General features: G+C 55.3%; 19 protein-coding genes and 1 pseudogene. 1 reads left to right on the plus strand and 19 read right to left on the minus strand.

The features are described from left to right. Window positions 1–44: 44 nt before the first annotated feature. The 12 genes from asnS to bshB1 form a co-directional block, all read right to left on the minus strand. Window positions 45–1346, minus strand: a complete 1302-nt coding sequence (asnS, locus tag DI14_RS12615) for an asparagine--tRNA ligase (protein ID WP_034809104.1) — start codon at window positions 1344–1346, stop codon at window positions 45–47. Between the two features lie 20 nt (window positions 1347–1366). Next, window positions 1367–2554, minus strand: a complete 1188-nt coding sequence (locus DI14_RS12620; RefSeq protein ID WP_034809106.1) for a pyridoxal phosphate-dependent aminotransferase — start codon at window positions 2552–2554, stop codon at window positions 1367–1369. A 16-nt stretch (window positions 2555–2570) separates the two neighbouring features. Next, a complete protein-coding gene (locus tag DI14_RS12625; protein ID WP_034809109.1) occupies window positions 2571–3053 on the minus strand; it encodes a hypothetical protein in 483 nt (160 codons plus the stop codon). Beyond that, complete coding sequence (locus tag DI14_RS12630; protein ID WP_021067223.1) at window positions 3050–3235, minus strand: YpmA family protein; 186 nt, start codon at window positions 3233–3235, stop codon at window positions 3050–3052. The genes DI14_RS12625 and DI14_RS12630 overlap by 4 nt, the downstream gene beginning before the upstream one ends. Window positions 3236–3298: 63 nt before the next feature. Beyond that, a complete protein-coding gene (dinG, locus tag DI14_RS12635; protein ID WP_051622725.1) occupies window positions 3299–6109 on the minus strand; it encodes an ATP-dependent DNA helicase DinG in 2811 nt (936 codons plus the stop codon). Between the two features lie 107 nt (window positions 6110–6216). Continuing rightward, the gene (panD, locus tag DI14_RS12640; protein WP_034809114.1) at window positions 6217–6600 is read right to left on the minus strand and encodes an aspartate 1-decarboxylase; all 384 of its coding nucleotides are present in this window, start codon (window positions 6598–6600) and stop codon (window positions 6217–6219) included. Window positions 6601–6605: 5 nt separating this feature from the next. After that, a complete protein-coding gene (gene panC, locus DI14_RS12645) occupies window positions 6606–7436 on the minus strand; it encodes a pantoate--beta-alanine ligase (RefSeq protein WP_034809116.1) in 831 nt (276 codons plus the stop codon). Continuing rightward, entirely contained in the window at window positions 7433–8269 is an 837-nt protein-coding gene (gene panB / locus DI14_RS12650; protein WP_034809119.1) for a 3-methyl-2-oxobutanoate hydroxymethyltransferase, read from the minus strand. Before panB ends, panC begins: the two co-directional genes overlap by 4 nt. A gap of 210 nt (window positions 8270–8479) precedes the next feature. Further along, entirely contained in the window at window positions 8480–9442 is a 963-nt protein-coding gene (locus tag DI14_RS12655) for a biotin--[acetyl-CoA-carboxylase] ligase (RefSeq protein WP_034809121.1), read from the minus strand. Beyond that, window positions 9415–10554 carry a CCA tRNA nucleotidyltransferase gene (locus DI14_RS12660; protein WP_034809123.1) on the minus strand — a complete coding sequence of 380 codons (1140 nt, stop codon included), beginning with the start codon at window positions 10552–10554 and terminating at the stop codon, window positions 9415–9417. Before DI14_RS12660 ends, DI14_RS12655 begins: the two co-directional genes overlap by 28 nt. Further along, entirely contained in the window at window positions 10551–11681 is a 1131-nt protein-coding gene (bshA, locus tag DI14_RS12665) for an N-acetyl-alpha-D-glucosaminyl L-malate synthase BshA (RefSeq protein WP_369792719.1), read from the minus strand. The genes DI14_RS12660 and bshA overlap by 4 nt, the downstream gene beginning before the upstream one ends. Then, on the minus strand, window positions 11668–12351 hold the full coding sequence (gene bshB1, locus DI14_RS12670) for a bacillithiol biosynthesis deacetylase BshB1 (RefSeq protein WP_034809126.1): 684 nt from the start codon (window positions 12349–12351) through the stop codon (window positions 11668–11670). Before bshB1 ends, bshA begins: the two co-directional genes overlap by 14 nt. 113 nt (window positions 12352–12464) lie before the next feature. Here bshB1 and DI14_RS12675 point away from each other — a divergent pair. Next, window positions 12465–13339, plus strand: a pseudogene (locus DI14_RS12675) (YitT family protein). An 81-nt stretch (window positions 13340–13420) separates the two neighbouring features. Here DI14_RS12675 and DI14_RS12680 read toward each other — a convergent pair. From DI14_RS12680 to DI14_RS12710, 7 genes are all read right to left on the minus strand, one after another. Then, window positions 13421–13885 carry a transcription elongation factor GreA gene (locus DI14_RS12680; protein ID WP_034809129.1) on the minus strand — a complete coding sequence of 155 codons (465 nt, stop codon included), beginning with the start codon at window positions 13883–13885 and terminating at the stop codon, window positions 13421–13423. A 60-nt stretch (window positions 13886–13945) separates the two neighbouring features. Then, window positions 13946–14629, minus strand: a complete 684-nt coding sequence (locus tag DI14_RS12685) for a zinc metallopeptidase (RefSeq protein ID WP_034809132.1) — start codon at window positions 14627–14629, stop codon at window positions 13946–13948. Window positions 14630–14667: 38 nt separating this feature from the next. Beyond that, complete coding sequence (locus tag DI14_RS12690) at window positions 14668–15285, minus strand: DUF1405 domain-containing protein (RefSeq protein WP_034809135.1); 618 nt, start codon at window positions 15283–15285, stop codon at window positions 14668–14670. 85 nt (window positions 15286–15370) lie between these two features. After that, complete coding sequence (locus DI14_RS12695; RefSeq protein WP_034809138.1) at window positions 15371–16165, minus strand: menaquinol-cytochrome c reductase cytochrome b/c subunit; 795 nt, start codon at window positions 16163–16165, stop codon at window positions 15371–15373. 33 nt (window positions 16166–16198) lie between these two features. Next, complete coding sequence (gene qcrB, locus DI14_RS12700; RefSeq protein ID WP_021067209.1) at window positions 16199–16870, minus strand: menaquinol-cytochrome c reductase cytochrome b subunit; 672 nt, start codon at window positions 16868–16870, stop codon at window positions 16199–16201. Between the two features lie 15 nt (window positions 16871–16885). Beyond that, complete coding sequence (locus DI14_RS12705; protein ID WP_034809140.1) at window positions 16886–17389, minus strand: ubiquinol-cytochrome c reductase iron-sulfur subunit; 504 nt, start codon at window positions 17387–17389, stop codon at window positions 16886–16888. A gap of 110 nt (window positions 17390–17499) precedes the next feature. Beyond that, the gene (locus DI14_RS12710; RefSeq protein ID WP_034809142.1) at window positions 17500–17940 is read right to left on the minus strand and encodes a DUF2487 family protein; all 441 of its coding nucleotides are present in this window, start codon (window positions 17938–17940) and stop codon (window positions 17500–17502) included. Between the last annotated feature and the right edge of the window lie 158 nt (window positions 17941–18098).

Here is an 18098-nt window from a genome sequence, read left to right on the forward strand (position 1 = left end):
TCAATCGGGGAAGACGTCAAACGTCATCCCCGATTCGGCGATTATTATGGGTGAATCCGGTTCAAAAGACGTGGGAACGGAATCGCTTCGCGGATATGCTCGATTCCGCTAATCCAAGCGACGGTGCGCTCGAGACCGAGTCCGAAACCTGAGTGCGGCACTGAACCGTACTTCCGGAGCTCGAGATACCAGTCGTACGCGTCCGTCTCATCGAGGCCTTCTTTGATGATTTCTTCTTTCAAGCGGTCATAGTCGTCTTCACGCTGTGAACCGCCGATAATTTCTCCGTACCCTTCCGGTGCGATCAAATCGGCACAGAGGACGAGATCCGGGTTCTCCGGGTCGACTTTCATATAGAACGGCTTAATCTCTTTAGGCCAGTGCGTGATGAATACCGGCTTGTCATGTGCGTTCGCGATGGCCGTCTCGTGCGGTGCACCGAAATCGTCGCCATACTCGATATCATCGAATCCTTCGGCTTTTAGGAACGTGATTGCGTCCGCATAACGGATGCGTGGGAACGGTGCTTGAACTTTCTCAAGCTTCTCCAAGTCGCGCCCGAGCAGTTCGAGCTCGTTGCGGCAGTTCTCAAGTGCCGACTTCGCCAAATACGAGACGTAACGCTCTTGAAGGTCGAGACTCATATCATGATCGAAGAACGCCATCTCAGGCTCGATCATCCAGAACTCGATTAAGTGACGACGTGTCTTCGATTTCTCGGCGCGGAACGTCGGGCCGAACGAGAAGACTTTTCCAAGCGCCATTGCCGCGGCTTCCATGTATAGTTGTCCTGTCTGAGACAAGTATGCCGGTTGACCGAAATAGTCCGTTTCGAACAACTCCGTCGTCCCTTCCGGCGCGCTTGACGTGATGATCGGCGGGTCGATTTTGACGAATCCTTCTTGGTTGTAGAACTCATACGTCGCCCGAATCAATTCGTTCCGTACTTTCATGATCGCGTGCTGGCGACGCGAACGGAGCCAGAGGTGACGGTTGTCCATCAAAAACTCCGTCCCATGCTCTTTCGGCGTGATCGGGTAATCGACCGACTCGGCGATCACTTCCATGTCTGACACTTCAAGTTCAAAACCGAGCGGCGTGCGGCCACCGTCTGACTTGACGTTCCCTGTCACCCAGACCGATGTCTCTTGCGTCACACCTTTGGCGAGTGCGAACAGCTCTTCGGCCACATCGGCTTTGACGACGACGGCTTGGGCGAACCCGCTCCCGTCCCGGAGCTGAAGGAACGCGATTTTCCCGCTCGAACGTTTATTGGCAATCCATGCACCGACGCGGACCGTCTGTCCTTCGTAATCTTTAAATTGGTTGATTGAAATAGTTGTCATTGTCGTTTCCATCCTTTCGCTTATCGAGCGTTCTCTTTAATGAAAGCTTCCACTCGATCGAGCGCTTCTAATACTCGCTTTAACTCCGTCGCATAGGAGAGTCGTACGTAATCGTCTTGACCGAAGCCAGAGCCCGGGACGAGCGCGACGAACGCTTCACCGAGGACAGCCTCGCACCAAGCGTCGACCGAGTCGTATCCGCTCATCGATGCCGCTTCTTTGGCGTTGGCGTATAAGTAAAATGCACCTTGTGGTTTCAAACATGTGATTCCTGGAATTTGAATCAATCGGTTATAGACGATGTCGAGGCGTTCCTCGAACGAGACACGCATCATCTCAACGTCATCTTGCGGCCCGTTATACGCTTCGACCGCGGCTGCTTGCGCGACGGACGTCGGGTTCGACGTCGAGTGCGAGGCGAGGTTCGTCATCGCTTCGATAATCGTTCGGTCACCGAGCGCATAACCGATGCGCCACCCTGTCATCGCATGCGACTTCGAGACGCCGTTGATGATGATTGTGCGTTCGCGCATACCCGGAAGTGTCGCAATCGAGACGAACCGGTCATCTCCGTAGACGAGCTTCTCGTAAATCTCATCGCTGACGACGAGCAAATCGTGGCGTTTGACGACGTCCGCGAGTTCTTCGAGTTCCTGTTCGGTATAGATCATGCCGGTCGGGTTGGACGGGCTGTTCAAAATGACCGCTTTCGTCCGATCCGTGATGGCCGCTTCGAGCGAAGCCGGCGTCAATTTGAACGACGTCTCTTCCGTCGTCTCGACGTACACCGGTTCCCCGTCCGCGAGTTTTACTTGTTCCGGGTAACTGACCCAGTACGGGACCGGGATGATGACTTCGTCCCCTTCATCAAGAATCGCTTGGAACAGGGCATACAAGGCATGCTTCGCCCCAGAGGCGACCATGACCTCGTTCCGTTCAAAGACGAGGTCACTGTCGCGCTTCGTCTTGTCGATAATCGCATCTTTCAATGCAACCGTGCCCCCTGAAGGCGTATATTTCGTATCGCCTTCCCGGGCAGCGCGGCAGGCCGCATCGATGATTCGGTCTGGCGTGTTAAAGTCCGGCTCGCCCGCCCCAAGACCGATGACGTCTTGTCCTGAAGCCTTGAGCGCTTTCGCTTTCGCCGTGATGGCGAGCGTCGTCGACGGCGTCAATTGTTTAACTCGTTTTGCCAATAGATGTTCCATCGTGATCCCCCTCTACTTATAACGACGCGTCCGTCAGTTCGACCCGTCGGATAAATTCTCCAGTTTGAAGCGTATAGTATGAATACGTGTATGACGCGTTCGCCTTTGTCACCACTTCGACTAAGGCACGTTCATCGAAGCCATATGTGCAGCTGACGAGTGTCCCGCCCGTCTCTGCGAGTGAATCGTTACAAATTTGATCCAAATCAACGTTCGTCACGTCACGGACGACAATCGGTTGTTCCTCATCGACCGGAACGAATAGGACGTTTTCTGCGTTCTCGAAGACGACGTAAGGTTCAGTGCCGTTATAGAGAGTCGCCCGATCGACTGTCACGCCTGCTTGCTCCGTCTCAAGACGTTCTCTTGCCTCGCCGATCATGGCATCTTTCACACGCTCGGTGTGGCCGATCGTGAACCAATACACACCACTAAAGACGATGACGACACCAATCAGTGCCGTCACGAGTGCGATCACTACTTTTGACTTACGTGTCATTCCGTCCGATAGATGGTGAACACCATCTCTTCTTTCTTCGGATCATTTACTTTTTTCTCTAACGCCAAACCAAACATTAAATCTTGGCCCTTGAGCGTCCGATTCAACAAGTCGACGATTTTATAGACGTCTGCGGTCGGCTCGATGCGAACGGTCGCGAGCGTTTCGATATTTGAATTCATGGTCCATCCTCCTTCGAACACTATACCCATCATTATAAAACGATAACTTCTTCATGCCTAGCGTTATCTGTCATTTCCTAGGCCGGTCTTCGCTTTGTCGTCCAAAAAAAGTTCAAGTTCTGCGAGCGCCGTCTCGATTGGTCCTTCGATTCGGTCGACGGCGGGCAGACTATTGAGGAATTGCTTGCCGTAACGCGTCGTCTCGACACGGCGGTCAAAGACGAAGATGGCGCCGTAGTCGTCTTTCGAACGAATCAACCGGCCGACCCCTTGTTTGAAACGGATGACGGACTGTGGCAAGGACAGTTCAAAGAATGACGATTTTCCGGTCGCCTCAATCTTCTCACCCCGGGCTTGCATGACGGGCTGGTCCGGCGGTGCGAACGGTAGCCTGACGATGATGAGACACGTGAGCGCCTCGCCTGGGATGTCGACGCCTTCCCAAAAGCTAGCCGTACCGAACAAAATCGACTGATCGATGCGCTTGAACTGCTTCGTCAACCGACTTCTCGATCCGCCGCTGACACCTTGGGCGAGAAGCGTATATGCTTCGTCAAGTTGGTCTTTCACCGCCTCATGCGTCAGGCGTAGCAGTTCGTTCGAAGTGAACAACACGAGCATGCGCCCTTTTGTGACGTTGGCAATCTTTGCGATGGCGTCCGCGGTCTGTTCGACGAACTGTGGGAGCGGCACTTCATTGATGAGCGGGAGGTCGGACGGGACGAACAGCTTCGCCTGCCGTTTGAAATCAAACGGCGACGGCAAGACGACGCGCCGCACGTCTTCCCCGTCTAACCCGAGCCGACGCTCGATGAAGCCGAACCGTCCCGACACCGTCATCGTCGCCGACGTCAAAATCGTCGGCCGCTTGTTGAACAGCCGCTCGTGGAGCAACGGACCAATCTCGACCGGTTGCGTGTAAACCGAAGTCAGCTTTCGATTCGCTAGGTTCAGCTCGACCCAACTGACCGAGTCGTCATCCCGGGCGAGCATCGTCTCGAACAAGACGCTCTCGAGTTCGCGCACATCCCCGATGAACGCCTTGAAGTCCGCGATGACGGCCCGTTGCTTGAACGTCATATGTTCTTTATGTTCATCAAGAAGGCGGTGCATCTGCCGGAGCGACATCCGCAATGTCCGTAGTTTCGATTCGAGTCGTCTCGCCACTTCCCGAATCGGCTGGAAGGCGTTCCCTTCCCGTTCAAAGCGCACTGTTTGACGCGGCTCTTTCTTCTTGCCGAGCGAGTAAAGCGCCGTCAATAGGTCATCGAGCTCCGCGTCGACTCCTGCGAGCGCGACGTCCGTGTCACGGCTGAACGCCTCCGTCTCTTCTGACACCGACGTCAGATCGGCGAGTTGCAACAACCGTGAGTGAAACTTCCCATCGGCCCCGTACCCGAACCATTTGAACACACGGTCGAATTGGAGCGCATCGAACGTGACACCGAAATGATGGGACGCGACTTCCTCAACTTGGTGCGCCTCGTCAAGGACGAGCGGTGTATCGGTCGGCAAAATCCCGGCCTGATGCTGAAGGTCGGAGAATAAGAGCGCATGGTTCGTCACGATGATATCCGCCTCTTTCGAGCGCAAGACGGCCCTTGTGAAGAAGTCCCGGCTATACCATGGGTCGAAGCGCCCGAACTCCGAGGCCGCGTCCGCTTGAATCAACCGTTTGAACGAGGCAGGCCCTTGTGTGGCCGCTCCAGGTAGCGATAGCTCCTCTAGGTCGCCCGTCTCGGTCTCCGTCAACCAGACGAGCACCATCGCTTTGCACATCCCCGTGAGCAGTCCGTCCGTCTTTTCCTCGAGGACCGCCTCGAACTTCCGTAAATCGATGTAGTTGCGGCGACCTTTCAACAGCGTGAACGCCACTTCCGGGAATATCGCCTGTAAAATCGGCAAGTCCCGATTGAGCAGTTGTTCCTGCAATTGAATCGTATGTGTGCTGACGACGACGGGCCGCTTCGTCTCGAGGGCATGGTGTGCACTCGGGATGAGGTAGGCGAGCGTCTTCCCTGTCCCCGTCCCCGCTTCGACTAACAAGGTCGCCTCGTCGTCGAGCGCCTTGTAGACGTGCCGCATCATCTCGAACTGGCTTTGTCGCGGCTCGAACTGATGGAACAATGACGGAAGCGTCTCTTCGATCGTCCGATGGAGGAACGGCTCGAACGGTTCGCGTTCGACGGCTTCGACGTGCGAATCGATCAGACGGCGAAGCGCGATTTTCCGATGAATGTCATAATTCGTTTCGTCATCCGGACGAATACCGACCTCGACAATCAACTCATCGAGTAACGGTTCGATGTTGCTCGTCCAAGACTCCGACAAGCGCCGGAGCTGTTTGAGCGTCACGACCGGCAGATCTCGGAGCCGTTCGATTTGACGGATGAACAGCTCTGCCGTAGCCTCGGCATCACTGAGCGCCCGGTGCGCATCCGTATGCACCAGGTCGAACGTGCCGGAGAGCGCCTCGAGGGCGTGACTTTCAAGGGTCGGGTAAAGGATTCGGGCCAGTTCGACCGTGTCGATGGCCCGTCCTTCAAACCGCATATACCCGGCCTGCTCCAAACTTTCATTTAAAAAATTCAAATCAAACGTGACGTTGTGGGCGACGAAGATGCGCCCGTCTAACATCTTCCATATGTCGGGAATGACCTCTTCAAACGTCGGGGCATCCGCCACATCATCATCGGTGATCGTCGTCAACTGCGTGATAAAGGGTGGGATTGGACGACTCGGTCGAATCAAGGTACTGTAGCGCTCAATCACTTCACTCCCTTGTACGACTACCGCCGCGAACTCAATCAGTTCGTCGCCGGATTTAACGGAATGACCGGTCGTCTCTAAATCCACTATCACATAAGTGTCCATAACATCCATCCCATCTTCGGCACGCGCGTGCTTGCTATCTGTCTCATCTTACCATAGAACGAAAGACGAAAAAACGGGGACGCCTATACTAGACGCCCCCGTTCGCTTCACAATACTGTGTGTGCAATCTCTTCATAGAGCAATTGGTCGACCTCGTTGCGTTCGTTCAAGACGGCCACTTTCGGACGATGCATTTTCGCTTCTTCCGCCGTCATTTGACCATACGCCATGATGATGACGACATCGCCGACTTGGAAATGTCGCGCTGCGGCCCCGTTCAAACAAATGACGCCTGAGCCGCGCTCGCCTTTGATGACGTACGTCTCGATGCGGGCCCCGTTATGGTTGTTCGTGATGTGCACATGTTCGTTTTCCATAATGCCGACCGCATCCATCAAATCCTCATCGATCGTGATGGAGCCGACGTAATGCAAGTTCGCCTCGGTGACGGTCGCCTTGTGTAGTTTCGCGTGCATAAATGTTCGAATCATTCGATTCATCCTCTCTTCCAAATCACATTATCAATCAGGCGGGCCCGTTCGAACTGCACCGCCACGGCAATCAATAGTTCGGTCGATGCCGAGGTCGCCTCGGTCAACGTCGGATAGTCTTTCACTTCGACATAGTCGATCATGCTATTCGGAATGTTTTGCAACCGTTCCTCGAGTCGTGCCATCACGTCTCGGAGCGGCTCGCCGTCTTCAAGCGCGTCGTACGCATCGGTCAAGGCGCGGTTGATTTCGCTCGCATCCGTTTTTTCTACGTCTGACAGATAGACGTTCCGTGACGACTTCGCGAGGCCCGACGGTTCGCGAATAATCGCACAGCGACGAATCTCGACCGGGACGAAATAGTCGCGGACGTAACCTTCGATTAGAGCGACTTGTTGCGCATCCTTTAATCCGAAATAGGCGCGTGTCGGACGGACGAGATTGAACAGCTTCGATACGACGGTCAAGACGCCATCGAAATGACCGGGACGACTCGCCCCGCATAAGACGTCCGCGCCGGTCCGTACCGTCACCCGTACCATATCGAGCGGATACATCGTCTCGGTCGTCGGATAGAACAACACGTCGACACCTGCCTCACGGGCGAGCGCCTCGTCTCGCTCAAAGTCACGCGGGTAACGGTCAAGGTCCTCGTTTGGCCCGAACTGGGTCGGGTTGACGAAGATGCTCATGACGACGAGATCGTTCTCGGCTTTGGCCGCCTCGACGAGACTGAGGTGCCCTTCATGTAAATAGCCCATCGTCGGGACGAAACCGATTGTACCGACATCTGTCAACAATGTTTGTAACGCGCTCGGTGTCGTGACGATGTTCATGCCTTGCCCCCGTAGAGCGTGTCGAGCAAAGACTCGTCCATCGTGAACGTGTGCCGCTCGAGCGGGAATGAACCGTCTTTCGTCGACTCGACATAATGACGGATTGCCGTCGTCGCCACTTCGTTTACATCCGCATACGCTTCGACGAACTTCGGCAGCCGGTCGACTCCGTATTTCAAGATGTCGTGATATACGAGCACTTGCCCGTCCACATCGGCACCGGCACCGATTCCGATGACCGGGATTGTAAGTGCTTCCGCAATCTTCTTCGCGAGCTGGTGCGGCACACATTCCAACACGAGCATCTTCGCACCGACGCGCTCAGCCTCGAGACTATCGGCAATCAATTGCTCGGCATCTTCGAGTGACTTACCCTGTACTTTATAGCCTTCGAGCACGCCGACCGATTGCGGCGTCAAGCCGAGATGGGCAACACACGGCATGCCGACTTTCGTCAGCCGCTCGATTGTCTCGAGCACCTCGCCCGCCCCTTCGAGCTTGATGGCGTCGGCTTGTCCGTCCTGGAACAAGGACGCCGCGGCTTGGAGCGTCCGGTCAAAATCACCGTGATAGGTCGCAAACGGCATATCGACGACGACGAACGTGTCACGCGCCCCGCGGCGTACCGCCTTGGCGTGATGAATCATATCTGCCGTCGTCACAGGAATCGTCGAGTCGTAACCGAGTACGACCATCCCGAGCGAATCGCCGACCAAGATGATGTCGACCCCCGCCGCCTCGGCGAGTTTCGCCGACGGGTAGTCGTAGGCGGTCAACATGACCAGCTTCTCTTCTTGTTTCATCTTTTTGAGTAGTGAAGTCATCGTGTGCATAAAATTCTCCTCCTAATTGGGAGACAGGAAAGAAAAAGCGCCTTCTTATCGACAAGAAGGCGCACGAAAGCAAACTCAAGGGTTGAGTGTCCTTCTGTCCCTGTCAAAATGATCAAGGCAGACAAAAATGTGAGTGACGGTCTGCAGTCCGGTACACTTCGCGAGCGATAGCGTCCGACACACTCATTATAGACCACGTCAAGCATTCATTCAATCATTCCAAACTGCGATTTCAGCAGAGTAAATCGGTTCGATTTCCGCTCCCGTCTCCAGTAAGAGCGCACCTTCAAACGAGATGCCACGCATGACCCCGGTCTTCGTCCTTCCACCCGTCGTCAACGTGATCATCTCATCGATGAAAGCTGCGTTGTGAAGCCAATGTTCACGAACCGGGGAGAAGCCCGCCTCAAGGAACAGATCGTACTCCTTCTCGAGGTCTTCTAACAAACGAGCGAGCAATTCGCTGCGGCGGTGGACGATGCCCGTCTCGCGCTTGAGTGACGTCGCCCGATGGAGGAGTTCTTCTGGGATCGTCTCGCCGTTGACATTGAAGCCGAAGCCGAGGATGACCGCTTGAATCCGGTCGCCCTCGGTTTGCATCTCCGTCAAAATCCCGCCGATTTTCTTCCCGTTCAAGAGCAGGTCGTTCGGCCATTTGATCGTTGCGGCAATCCCTTCACGGTTGAGAGAGCGGGCGAACGCGCTCGCCGCCATGAGGGTTAATTTCGACGCGTCTCGAATCGGCAAGTCCGGACGTAAAATGACGCTCGCCGCAATATTGACCCGGCTCGGATTGTACCATTGTCGTCCGAGTTGTCCGCGGCCGGCCGTCTGTTCTTCGCTGATGACAATCGTCCCTTCCGCCGCCCCTCGTTGAGCGAGCTCGTGGGCGATCCGTTGCGTCGTGTCGACTTGGTCGTACGCGTGAACGTGTTGCCCGAAACGGCCACGCCGAACGGAGACGAACGCCGTCTCATCGAAGCGGTCGTTCTGCTCAAGCAATTGATACCCTTTTCGTGGAATCGTCTCGATCGCGTAACCGTCTTGTTTTAACGTCTCGATATGCTTCCAAATAGCGGTACGTGAAATATTTAATTGCCGGGCCAACTCCTGCCCGCTCCAAACCGCCCCGTCTTGCAAGAGGCTCAAGACCTTTCCTCGTGTCGAAGCCATGCGCCTGCCTCCTTCCGTAAAATCGTCTCCTCGTTCGAGAGCTCGCCGTGGAGCACCACTCGTTCCAGATGGGCAAGTAACTGTTTAATCGTCGCGCCTTTCGCCCCGATGGCGATGGCGTCACGCCCATTGAAGCGAAGTTCGCTCCGGTGCTGAATCGGAAGTTGTCGTTTCAAATCGCTCGCTTGCTCGGTCCGTCCTACCATCTGTAAATATGTGTCGAGCGTCGCGACAGGCGTATCGTAGACGGCAAACGTGTCGAGACCGGTCTCAAGTAGTTCGGCCAGGCGAGTCGCCTCCCGTTTGGTCGCGTTCGAGCGTTTCCAGGCGATGAGCCAGTTCGCGTCACCGACATGGTGAAGGAAGAGCGCCCAGCCGCCAAGCGCGTTGACCGGTCTCCGGTCGTCGTCGATGACCTTTTCCAAGAGATGGCGATCCATATCCGGCAAGTGGGCATGAATCCCGGCCGCCATGAGCGACGAGAGCGCCCGCTTATAGGCCGGACCCGCCATCAGCTTCTCGAACTCGATGGCGATGCGCTCCATGGCGATATGGCGAAGCTTGTGCCCGAGCGCCGAGGCTGCGCGGACGAGTTCCTCGTCGAGTGTGAAGTCGAGCTGGGCCATAAAACGGAACGCCCGCATGATGCGGAGGGCGTCCTCGTCGAACCGTTCGTACGGGCTCCCGACAGTTCGGATGACTTTCGCTTCGAGGTCGAGCCGTCCGCCGAACAAGTCGACGACGTTGCCGTCGTGGAACGCCATCGCGTTCATCGTGAAATCGCGTCGGAGCAAATCCTCCTCGAGTGAGACGCCGAGGGCGACGTTGTCGGGGCGACGCGAGTCGGAGTACGTACCTTCCGAGCGGAACGTCGTCACTTCGAACGGGTGATGGTCTAAGATGACCGTCACCGTCCCGTGGTCAATCCCGGTCGGCACCGCCTTCGGGAAGAGCGCGAGCACCTCGTCCGGGAAGAGCGACGTCGCGATGTCGATGTCGTCCGGCAAATGTCCGAGCATATAATCCCGGACGGCGCCGCCGACAATATACGCCTCGCCGCCGCGGGCGTTAATCGTTTCGATAATCTGTTTTGCGTATTCCCACTCTGTCATACGCGCACCACCCGTTCATAAAGTGATTCGTAGGCGGACACGATATCGGCCGAAGCGAACTGTTTGGCCCGTTTCAACCCGTTTTCCCGTAACCGCATCTGTAGCGCCTTGTCGAGCAAGATGTTCTCGAGCGCTTTTGTCGCCCCGGCGACGTCACCACGGGCGACGACGAACCCTTCCGCCCCATCGGTGATCACTTCCGGCAAGCCGCCGGCGTCCGAGACGACCGACGGGATGCCCGTCGCCATCGCCTCGAGCGCGACGAGACCGAACGCCTCTTTATCCGATAACAGGACGTGCACGTCACTGATCGCTAACAGTTCCGCGACTTGTTCTTGCTTCCCGGCGAAGATGACGTCTTGCTCGAGCGACAACTCGCTCACTTGGCGGCGCATCGCCCCCATGAGCGGGCCGTCCCCGACGAGGAGCAGTTTCTTATCCGGCACGTCCATCCGGTCGAATGCTTCGAGGACGAGATCGATCCGTTTCACATGGCGGAAGTTCGAGACGTGGATGACGACATGGTCCGATTCGGTCAAGCCGTAACGTTCCCGAAGTGACGAATCATCGAGCGGACGGTACACCGACTCGTCGATGAAGTTATGGATGACGTCAATCGACAAGTCGGACCCGATCCGTTCGAGCGTCTCTTGCCGCAGGCTATCGGACACGGCCGTGATGGCGTTCGATTGCCGAAGCCCGTATAGGATGGCCGGTTTCAGCTCCTCATCCTCCCCGAGGACGGTAATATCGGTCCCGTGTAGCGTCGAGACGATCGGGATGTTCGTCCCGGCCATCTCGCGCCCGAGCGCGGCACAGACGGCGTGCGGCACGGCGTAATGCGCATGGATGACGTCGAGACCGAACGCCTGGATGACGCTCGCGATCTTCGAGGCGAGCGTAATGTCGTACGGTGGATAGCGAAACACCGAATATTGATTGATCTCGACCTGATGGAACGTGATGTTCGGATGATACGCGTTCAATCGGAACGGGATGCTCGACGTGATGAAATGGACGTCATGGCCGCGGTCGGCGAGCTTCATCCCGAGCTCGGTGGCGAGAATCCCCGACCCCCGACCGATGGATAACAGAGGACACCAATCCGGAGCTTCATGCGAGCCCACCCGCCTTCCTGACGGCGTAAGGCTTGACGGTCATCAAGCCTTCGGCGTACGTCGTCCCGATTAAACTGCCGAAATGCCGCTCCCGGGCCCGCACGCGCTCGATGTATTCATCTGTGAGCGGGGTGCGGACGCCGTCGACGGGCATGAATTGGCTCTCATACGCAGACAAGGCACGCAGCTTCGTCTCCATCGTCTCGCTGATGTCGATGCAGACGTCAGGCGTCTCGAGCGCGTTAATCATATATTGATAGACGCTGTCCGGTCGATACGCCGGCACGTCCGGTAAGTATTTACGAATCCCGGCGTTAAAGAGCGCCTCCTCGACGAGCCGGGCACAGGCCCGATGGTCGGGATGACGGTCGACGCCGTACGGATACAAGACATGCGTCGGACGCTCGGTCCGAATCAACCGGACGAGCGTCTCGATTTGGATTTCGTCCCCGGTCAGTCCACGGTCCGGGAACCCGAGATTGAGGCGACGAACCCCGAGCACGTCGTCGGCGTATCCCGCCTCGACGGCGCGCGTGTCGACGTCCCCGTTCGAGGACAGCTCGGCCCGCGTCAAATCGACATAGACGACCTCGATGCCGTCGCGTCTCCATTGGGCCGTCATCCCGGCGATACCGATCTCGATATCGTCCGGATGGGCCCCGATTGCTACTATTTTCATAATCAATCACCTCTTCTGTGAAAAGTATATCGGACTCCTCCGCGAATGTCATATGTAGAGGGTAGGCAATCGAGAGGTTTTTCGAGTACTCTAGGAAATGGGAGGTGAACGAAATGACGGTCCAGTTACCGATTCGTTTTCGCAATATTATCTTTATCTTAATTGGTTCTTTCATTTTTGCGTTCGGGGTGTATCACTTCAACGTACAAAACAATTTGGCCGAAGGTGGCTTCACCGGGATCACGTTGATTCTGCGCGGCTTGTTCGACTGGTCGCCCTCGATCACGAACTTGGCGCTCAACATCCCGCTCTTCTTCGTCAGTTATAAGCTGCTCGGGCGGACGACGTTCATCTATACGCTCATCGGGACGTTCAGTTTCTCGCTCTGGTACGCGCTCGTCGCCAAGTACTCGAACCTCGTCATCGATTTGACCGACGACATGGTGCTCGCGAGCTTGTTCGCCGGGCTCTTCATCGGCGTCGGCCTCGGCATCATCTTCAATAAGGCGGCACGACCGGCGGCGTCGACATCATCGCCCGCCTCGTCCAGCGCTATGTCGGATGGTCAATCGGGAAGACGTTCCTCGTCTTCGACTTCTTCGTCATCGTCCTCAGTTTGACGTATCTCGACATCCGCGAGGCGATGTACACGCTCCTCGCCGTCTATGTCGGGGCTCGCGTCATCGATTCGATGCAGGAAGGAACGTACGCCGGCAAGGCCGCGATGATCATCAGCGACCATTGGACGGCGATCGCTGACGGCATCCACGCGACGATGAATCGTGGGACGACACGCCTCATCGCCAAAGGTGGCTACTCGAACAAAGAGCTCGAGGTGCTCTATGTCGTCGTCGGTCGCAACGAGGTCAACCGCCTGAAGACGATCGTCAAACAGATCGACCCGCACGCCTTCGTCACGTTCCATCACGTGTACGAGGTCGGCGGGGAAGGCTTCACGTTCGACGAGAATCGGGTCCCACTGAAGTAATCGAAACCTCAGAGACATCAAACAAGCCACCGGCAGCGAACTCGCTGCCGGTGGCTTGTTTTTTAACGGTTGTTCGCCTCGTCATCGTTCGATTCGAACGATCTCAAAGTCGAGCCTCCCGCCCGGTGAAACGATTGAAACGGTTTGGCCGACGACGCCCCCGATTAACCCGCTACCGAGCGGCGATGTGTCGGCAATCGTGTCTTTCGCCAAATCGGCTTCGTGTTCACCGACGATGCGGTACGTCTCTTCATCCCCACCGGGTATCTCGCGGATGACGACGCGGCTGCCGAACGCGACGACGTCTGAGCGGCCCGTCTCGACGATGACGGCATGAGCGAGTAGCCGCTCGAGTTCGACGATCTTTGACTCGATCCGCGCTTGTTCCCGGACCGCGTCCATATACGTCACGTCTTCTCGAAAATCACAGAACTTCCGGGCCGCCTTGACGCGTTCGAGCGCCTCGCGCCGGCTGTCGCCTCGCAGCGTCTCGAGCTGTTCCTGCAAGCGGTGGCGCCCCGCTGTCGTCAATTGTGGTTGATGCATCGGTTGCTCCTTTCGAAAGCGAAATGAAAAAATCCCGTCACGTGGACGGGACTGATGATTCTACTCATCACGTGGCATGAAGACGATGAGCGCCAAACGGATGAGTTCCGCGACCGCGACGAGCGTGGCGGCGACATATGTCCAAGCTGCGGCGTTGAGCACTTTTCGTGCGCCTGACTCTTCGTTCGCCGTGACGATCCCGTGGCTCGTCAATTCGGCCATCGCCCGTTTCGAGGCATCGAACTCGACCGGAAGCGTCACGAGTTGGAACACGACCGCACCGAGCATCATGATGACACCGAGCTGAGCGAGTCCTAAGGCACCTAACAAGAATCCGCCGAGGAGGAGTGGGAACGACAAGTTCGACGTGATGTTGACGACCGGGACGAGACGATGGCGGACGCGCATCATCTTATAGTCGGTCGCATCTTGGATGACGTGCCCGATCTCGTGCGCCGCGATGGCTGCTGACGAGATCGTCGAGCCTTGATACACTTCACGTGACAAGCGGACGACTTTGTTGACCGGGTCGTAATGGTCGCTCATCAGTCCGTCGACCATCTCGATGCGCACATCGTTGACACCGTTTTGCTTCATGATGAAGTCTGCGACTTGCGCGCCGGTGACACCGCTTTGGAGGCGTTGCTGTAAAAATTTCTTATACGTACTTTTCACTCGCATCTGAGCCCATAGCGGGATGAGCATAATCAGTGCAAGATAGAAAATATAACCACCTAATGACATTTTCCATATCACCTCTGCGTGTATTTGATAGTTCAATTTTACATTCTCATGACCTTATTATCAAGTGAAGTGCGTAGGACGAGCACATATCCCACCAAAAAACACAATCCTGTCAGCCAAAACGACCCGTATCCGATCCACATGATATGTTCGGCGAGCGCGGGGTAACGTGGCCATTGGCCGAGCACATAATCGACGACGTCGTTATGGATGACCCAAACGAGCGTCAACACGAACGAGCGTATCGTCCACGTCATGAACGGGGCGTAAAGGAGCGCCTGGACGGCCATGGCGCCGTGCGACACCATGAGCATGAGTGCCATGAGCACCGTGAACGTGTCGGCATCACTACCGAGCGTCCGTAAAAACAAGACGTTCATGACGACGGCCCAGACACCGTATTTGATTAAAGTAATGAAGGCGAGCGTCTCTAGGAGTGGCGATCGCTTGCCGAAAATCCAAAGACCGAGCACGACCGTGAAGAAGAGCGAAGCCGTCGGACTATCCGGCACGAACGGCCAGTAGATGAGCGGCGTATCCCGCAGTTGTGGCTCGTACCAGATGTAACCGTAAATCGTACCGAGCAAGTTGATGACGAACAACACGCTGAGCACTGTTTTATGTCTCAAGAAAGGATACCAAACGTTATGTAACATGTTCAAACCGTCCTTTTTTCCTTATTGTAGCGCGAGCCGAAGGGAAAGTAAAAACGCGCGGCCCAATTGGACCGCACGCGTTGGATTACTGGTTGTTTTCGCCGCCTTCACCGTATGAAGCGATGAATTCAGCCATAGCTTGAAGATCTTCATCCGAACCGTCCCATTGACCGGCTGGCATCGCGCCAATCCCGTTCACAGAGATTTCGGCAATCTCTTCTGCCGAGTAAGTCGTACCGACGAGCGGTGGGGCTGCAGCGCCACCTTCTAGGTTTTGACCGTGACAGTTGACACATGATTGGGCCGCATAGATTTCATAACCCGGGGCCGCCGTGTCAATCTCTGGGCCTTCACCCGGGACGACAAGGATACCTTGCTCATGGACTTGGTCCCAGTGCGTCGTTTGTACCGACTCCCACGTCAAGTAGACGATTGAAAGGATACCAAGCAACATGAACGTTGTCGAGACTGGGCGTCTCGCCGGTCGGCGCTCGAGCCCTTGGTCAAGCCATGGTGCAATCAAAAGCGCCGTGAAGGCGATTCCCGGCATGATGACCGTACCGAGTAAAATCCAATCCCCTGCTGCAAACTGATATTTGAGCAATTGATACAAGAACAAGAAATACCAGTCCGGAAGCGGAATATATGACGTGTTCGTCGCATCAGCGATGTTTTGAAGTGGCGCAGCTTTAACAATCGTCAAAGCAATGAATCCGATCAAGAAGACTGATCCGACCATCCACTCTTTAAGCAAGAAGTTCGGCCAAAACGCTTCTGTGCGTCCTGGGTATTCTGAATAGTCTTTTGCAATGTTCTGTTTCCGATTCGAGATTCCTACTCGAGAGTCGGTCACAAATTTCATCCCTTTACCGCGATGCATATCGTTTCTCCTCCTTTTTGTCTTCGAATCGGCTTAAAGCGGTCCAGATATTCCTTGTTTACGAATCATCAAGAAGTGAGCCCCAAGGAGTCCGAACAAGGCCGCCGGTAAGAAGAAGACGTGAATGGCGAAGAAGTTCGTGAGCGTCCGGGCGCCGACGATCTCACCACCGGCGAGAAGCGTTTTGGCGATGCCACCGATGACCGGGACACTCTCAGCAATCTGAAGCGTAACTTTCGTCGCGAACAACGCTTTCATATCCCAAGGCAACAAGTAACCTGTGAGACCGAGCGCCAAGACGACGAAGAAGAGCAAGACGCCGACGACCCAGTTGAGTTCGCGCGGCTTTTTATAAGAGCCTGTAAAGAATACGCGGAGCGTATGCAAGAACAACATGACGATCGCAACCGATGCGCCCCAGTGATGCATCCCACGGACGATTTGACCGTGTGCGATCTCGTTTTGTAAGTAGTAGACCGACGCGTGCGCGTTGATGATGTCAGGTACGTAATACATCGTCAAGAACATCCCTGACAAGATTTGAATCACGATCGTAAAGAACGTCAAACCGCCGAAGCAATAGACAAATGCTGAAAAGTGATGGGCAGGGTTGACGTGTTCTGGTACTTCATGGTCAGCGATGTCGCGCCATAACGGCGTGATGTCGACGCGTTCATCGACCCAATCATAAATTTTTTGTAACATCGGCTATTCCCCCTCTCACAACTGTATGACCGGACTGCCCAAGTATAGGAATCCGTCTTTTTCTTCTTTTTCATAACGGGCAAGTGGTGATGTCGGAGGCGTACCTGGAATGTTCGTCCCGTCCTTCGTATAACGACCGAAGTGGCACGGGCAGAAAAATTCTGTTGGACGCGTCGGATCGCCGCCGTATCCTACTTGACAGCCGAGGTGCGTACAGATCGGAGACAAGGCGATCACCTCTCCGCTCTCATCTTTGAAGACCCATGCTGAGAGCGTCTCTTCGAACTCATACCATGCATCTTGCGTTTGTTTTTTAAAGTCGACACGTTGCGGCTCAGTCGTGATGTCATCGAGACTCATCACTCGAACTTTGTCACCCGCATCCGATCTTTTAAGTACCGGATCGATTGCAAAGTTGACCATCGGACTGATCAATGTTGCCGCCATAAAGCCACCTACTCCAGTCAGTGTGTACGTTAAGAACTGACGGCGCGTGACTTTTGACCCTTTTTGAACCATTTCGTTCCCCCCTCATTCGTGTGCATAACCCCATAATTCTTTATGCATTCTTCACAAAAATTTCTCACTCAACAAAATAGTATATCAATAAAACCTCTACGTCAACCGCTTCATGTCGCCATCCAACGGGCAGAAAGCTCTGTGATGACTTGTGTCGCAAAATTTTGAACCATCGTGTGCGACTGCTCGCCCGACATCCCTTTCAACGCTAACGGCGGCACGAAGATGATCGGTAAATCGAACGCTTTGAAGCGGACGTCTGAAGAGATGAACAACACGTGAGAGAAACCCGACGCCGTCGCTCTCTCGAGGACGGTCTCCGCAAGTAAAGAGCCGGTTTCCACGTCGACGTAACTAAGCGTCGGGCAGAGCATCGTTCGTCCAGAGAGCTGTCGTTCCGTCTCGAGCGCCACCGCCTGGATGACCTCGTTCCCTTCAGCTTTACGGACCATCTCCTCGTCGAACGCGAGTTCGACGAGCGGGACGACGAGCGTATCGACGTATTGTCGTTCCGTGAGCGACTTTCGCGCATCAATACTATCGAACCTCATCTTTCCCCTCCTCTCTAGACATGATTCATCATGTCTATTGTATCGCACCTCCGTTCATTGCTTGTTCAAACTTATGAACGAAATGTGAAATTATTGTGTATTCCTACGTCATTAATATACCAAAAAACAAGCGCTACCCATAACGGAAGCGCTTGTTT

Source organism: Exiguobacterium sp. AB2 (assembly GCF_000696055.1).
GTDB lineage: Bacteria > Bacillota > Bacilli > Exiguobacteriales > Exiguobacteriaceae > Exiguobacterium > Exiguobacterium alkaliphilum.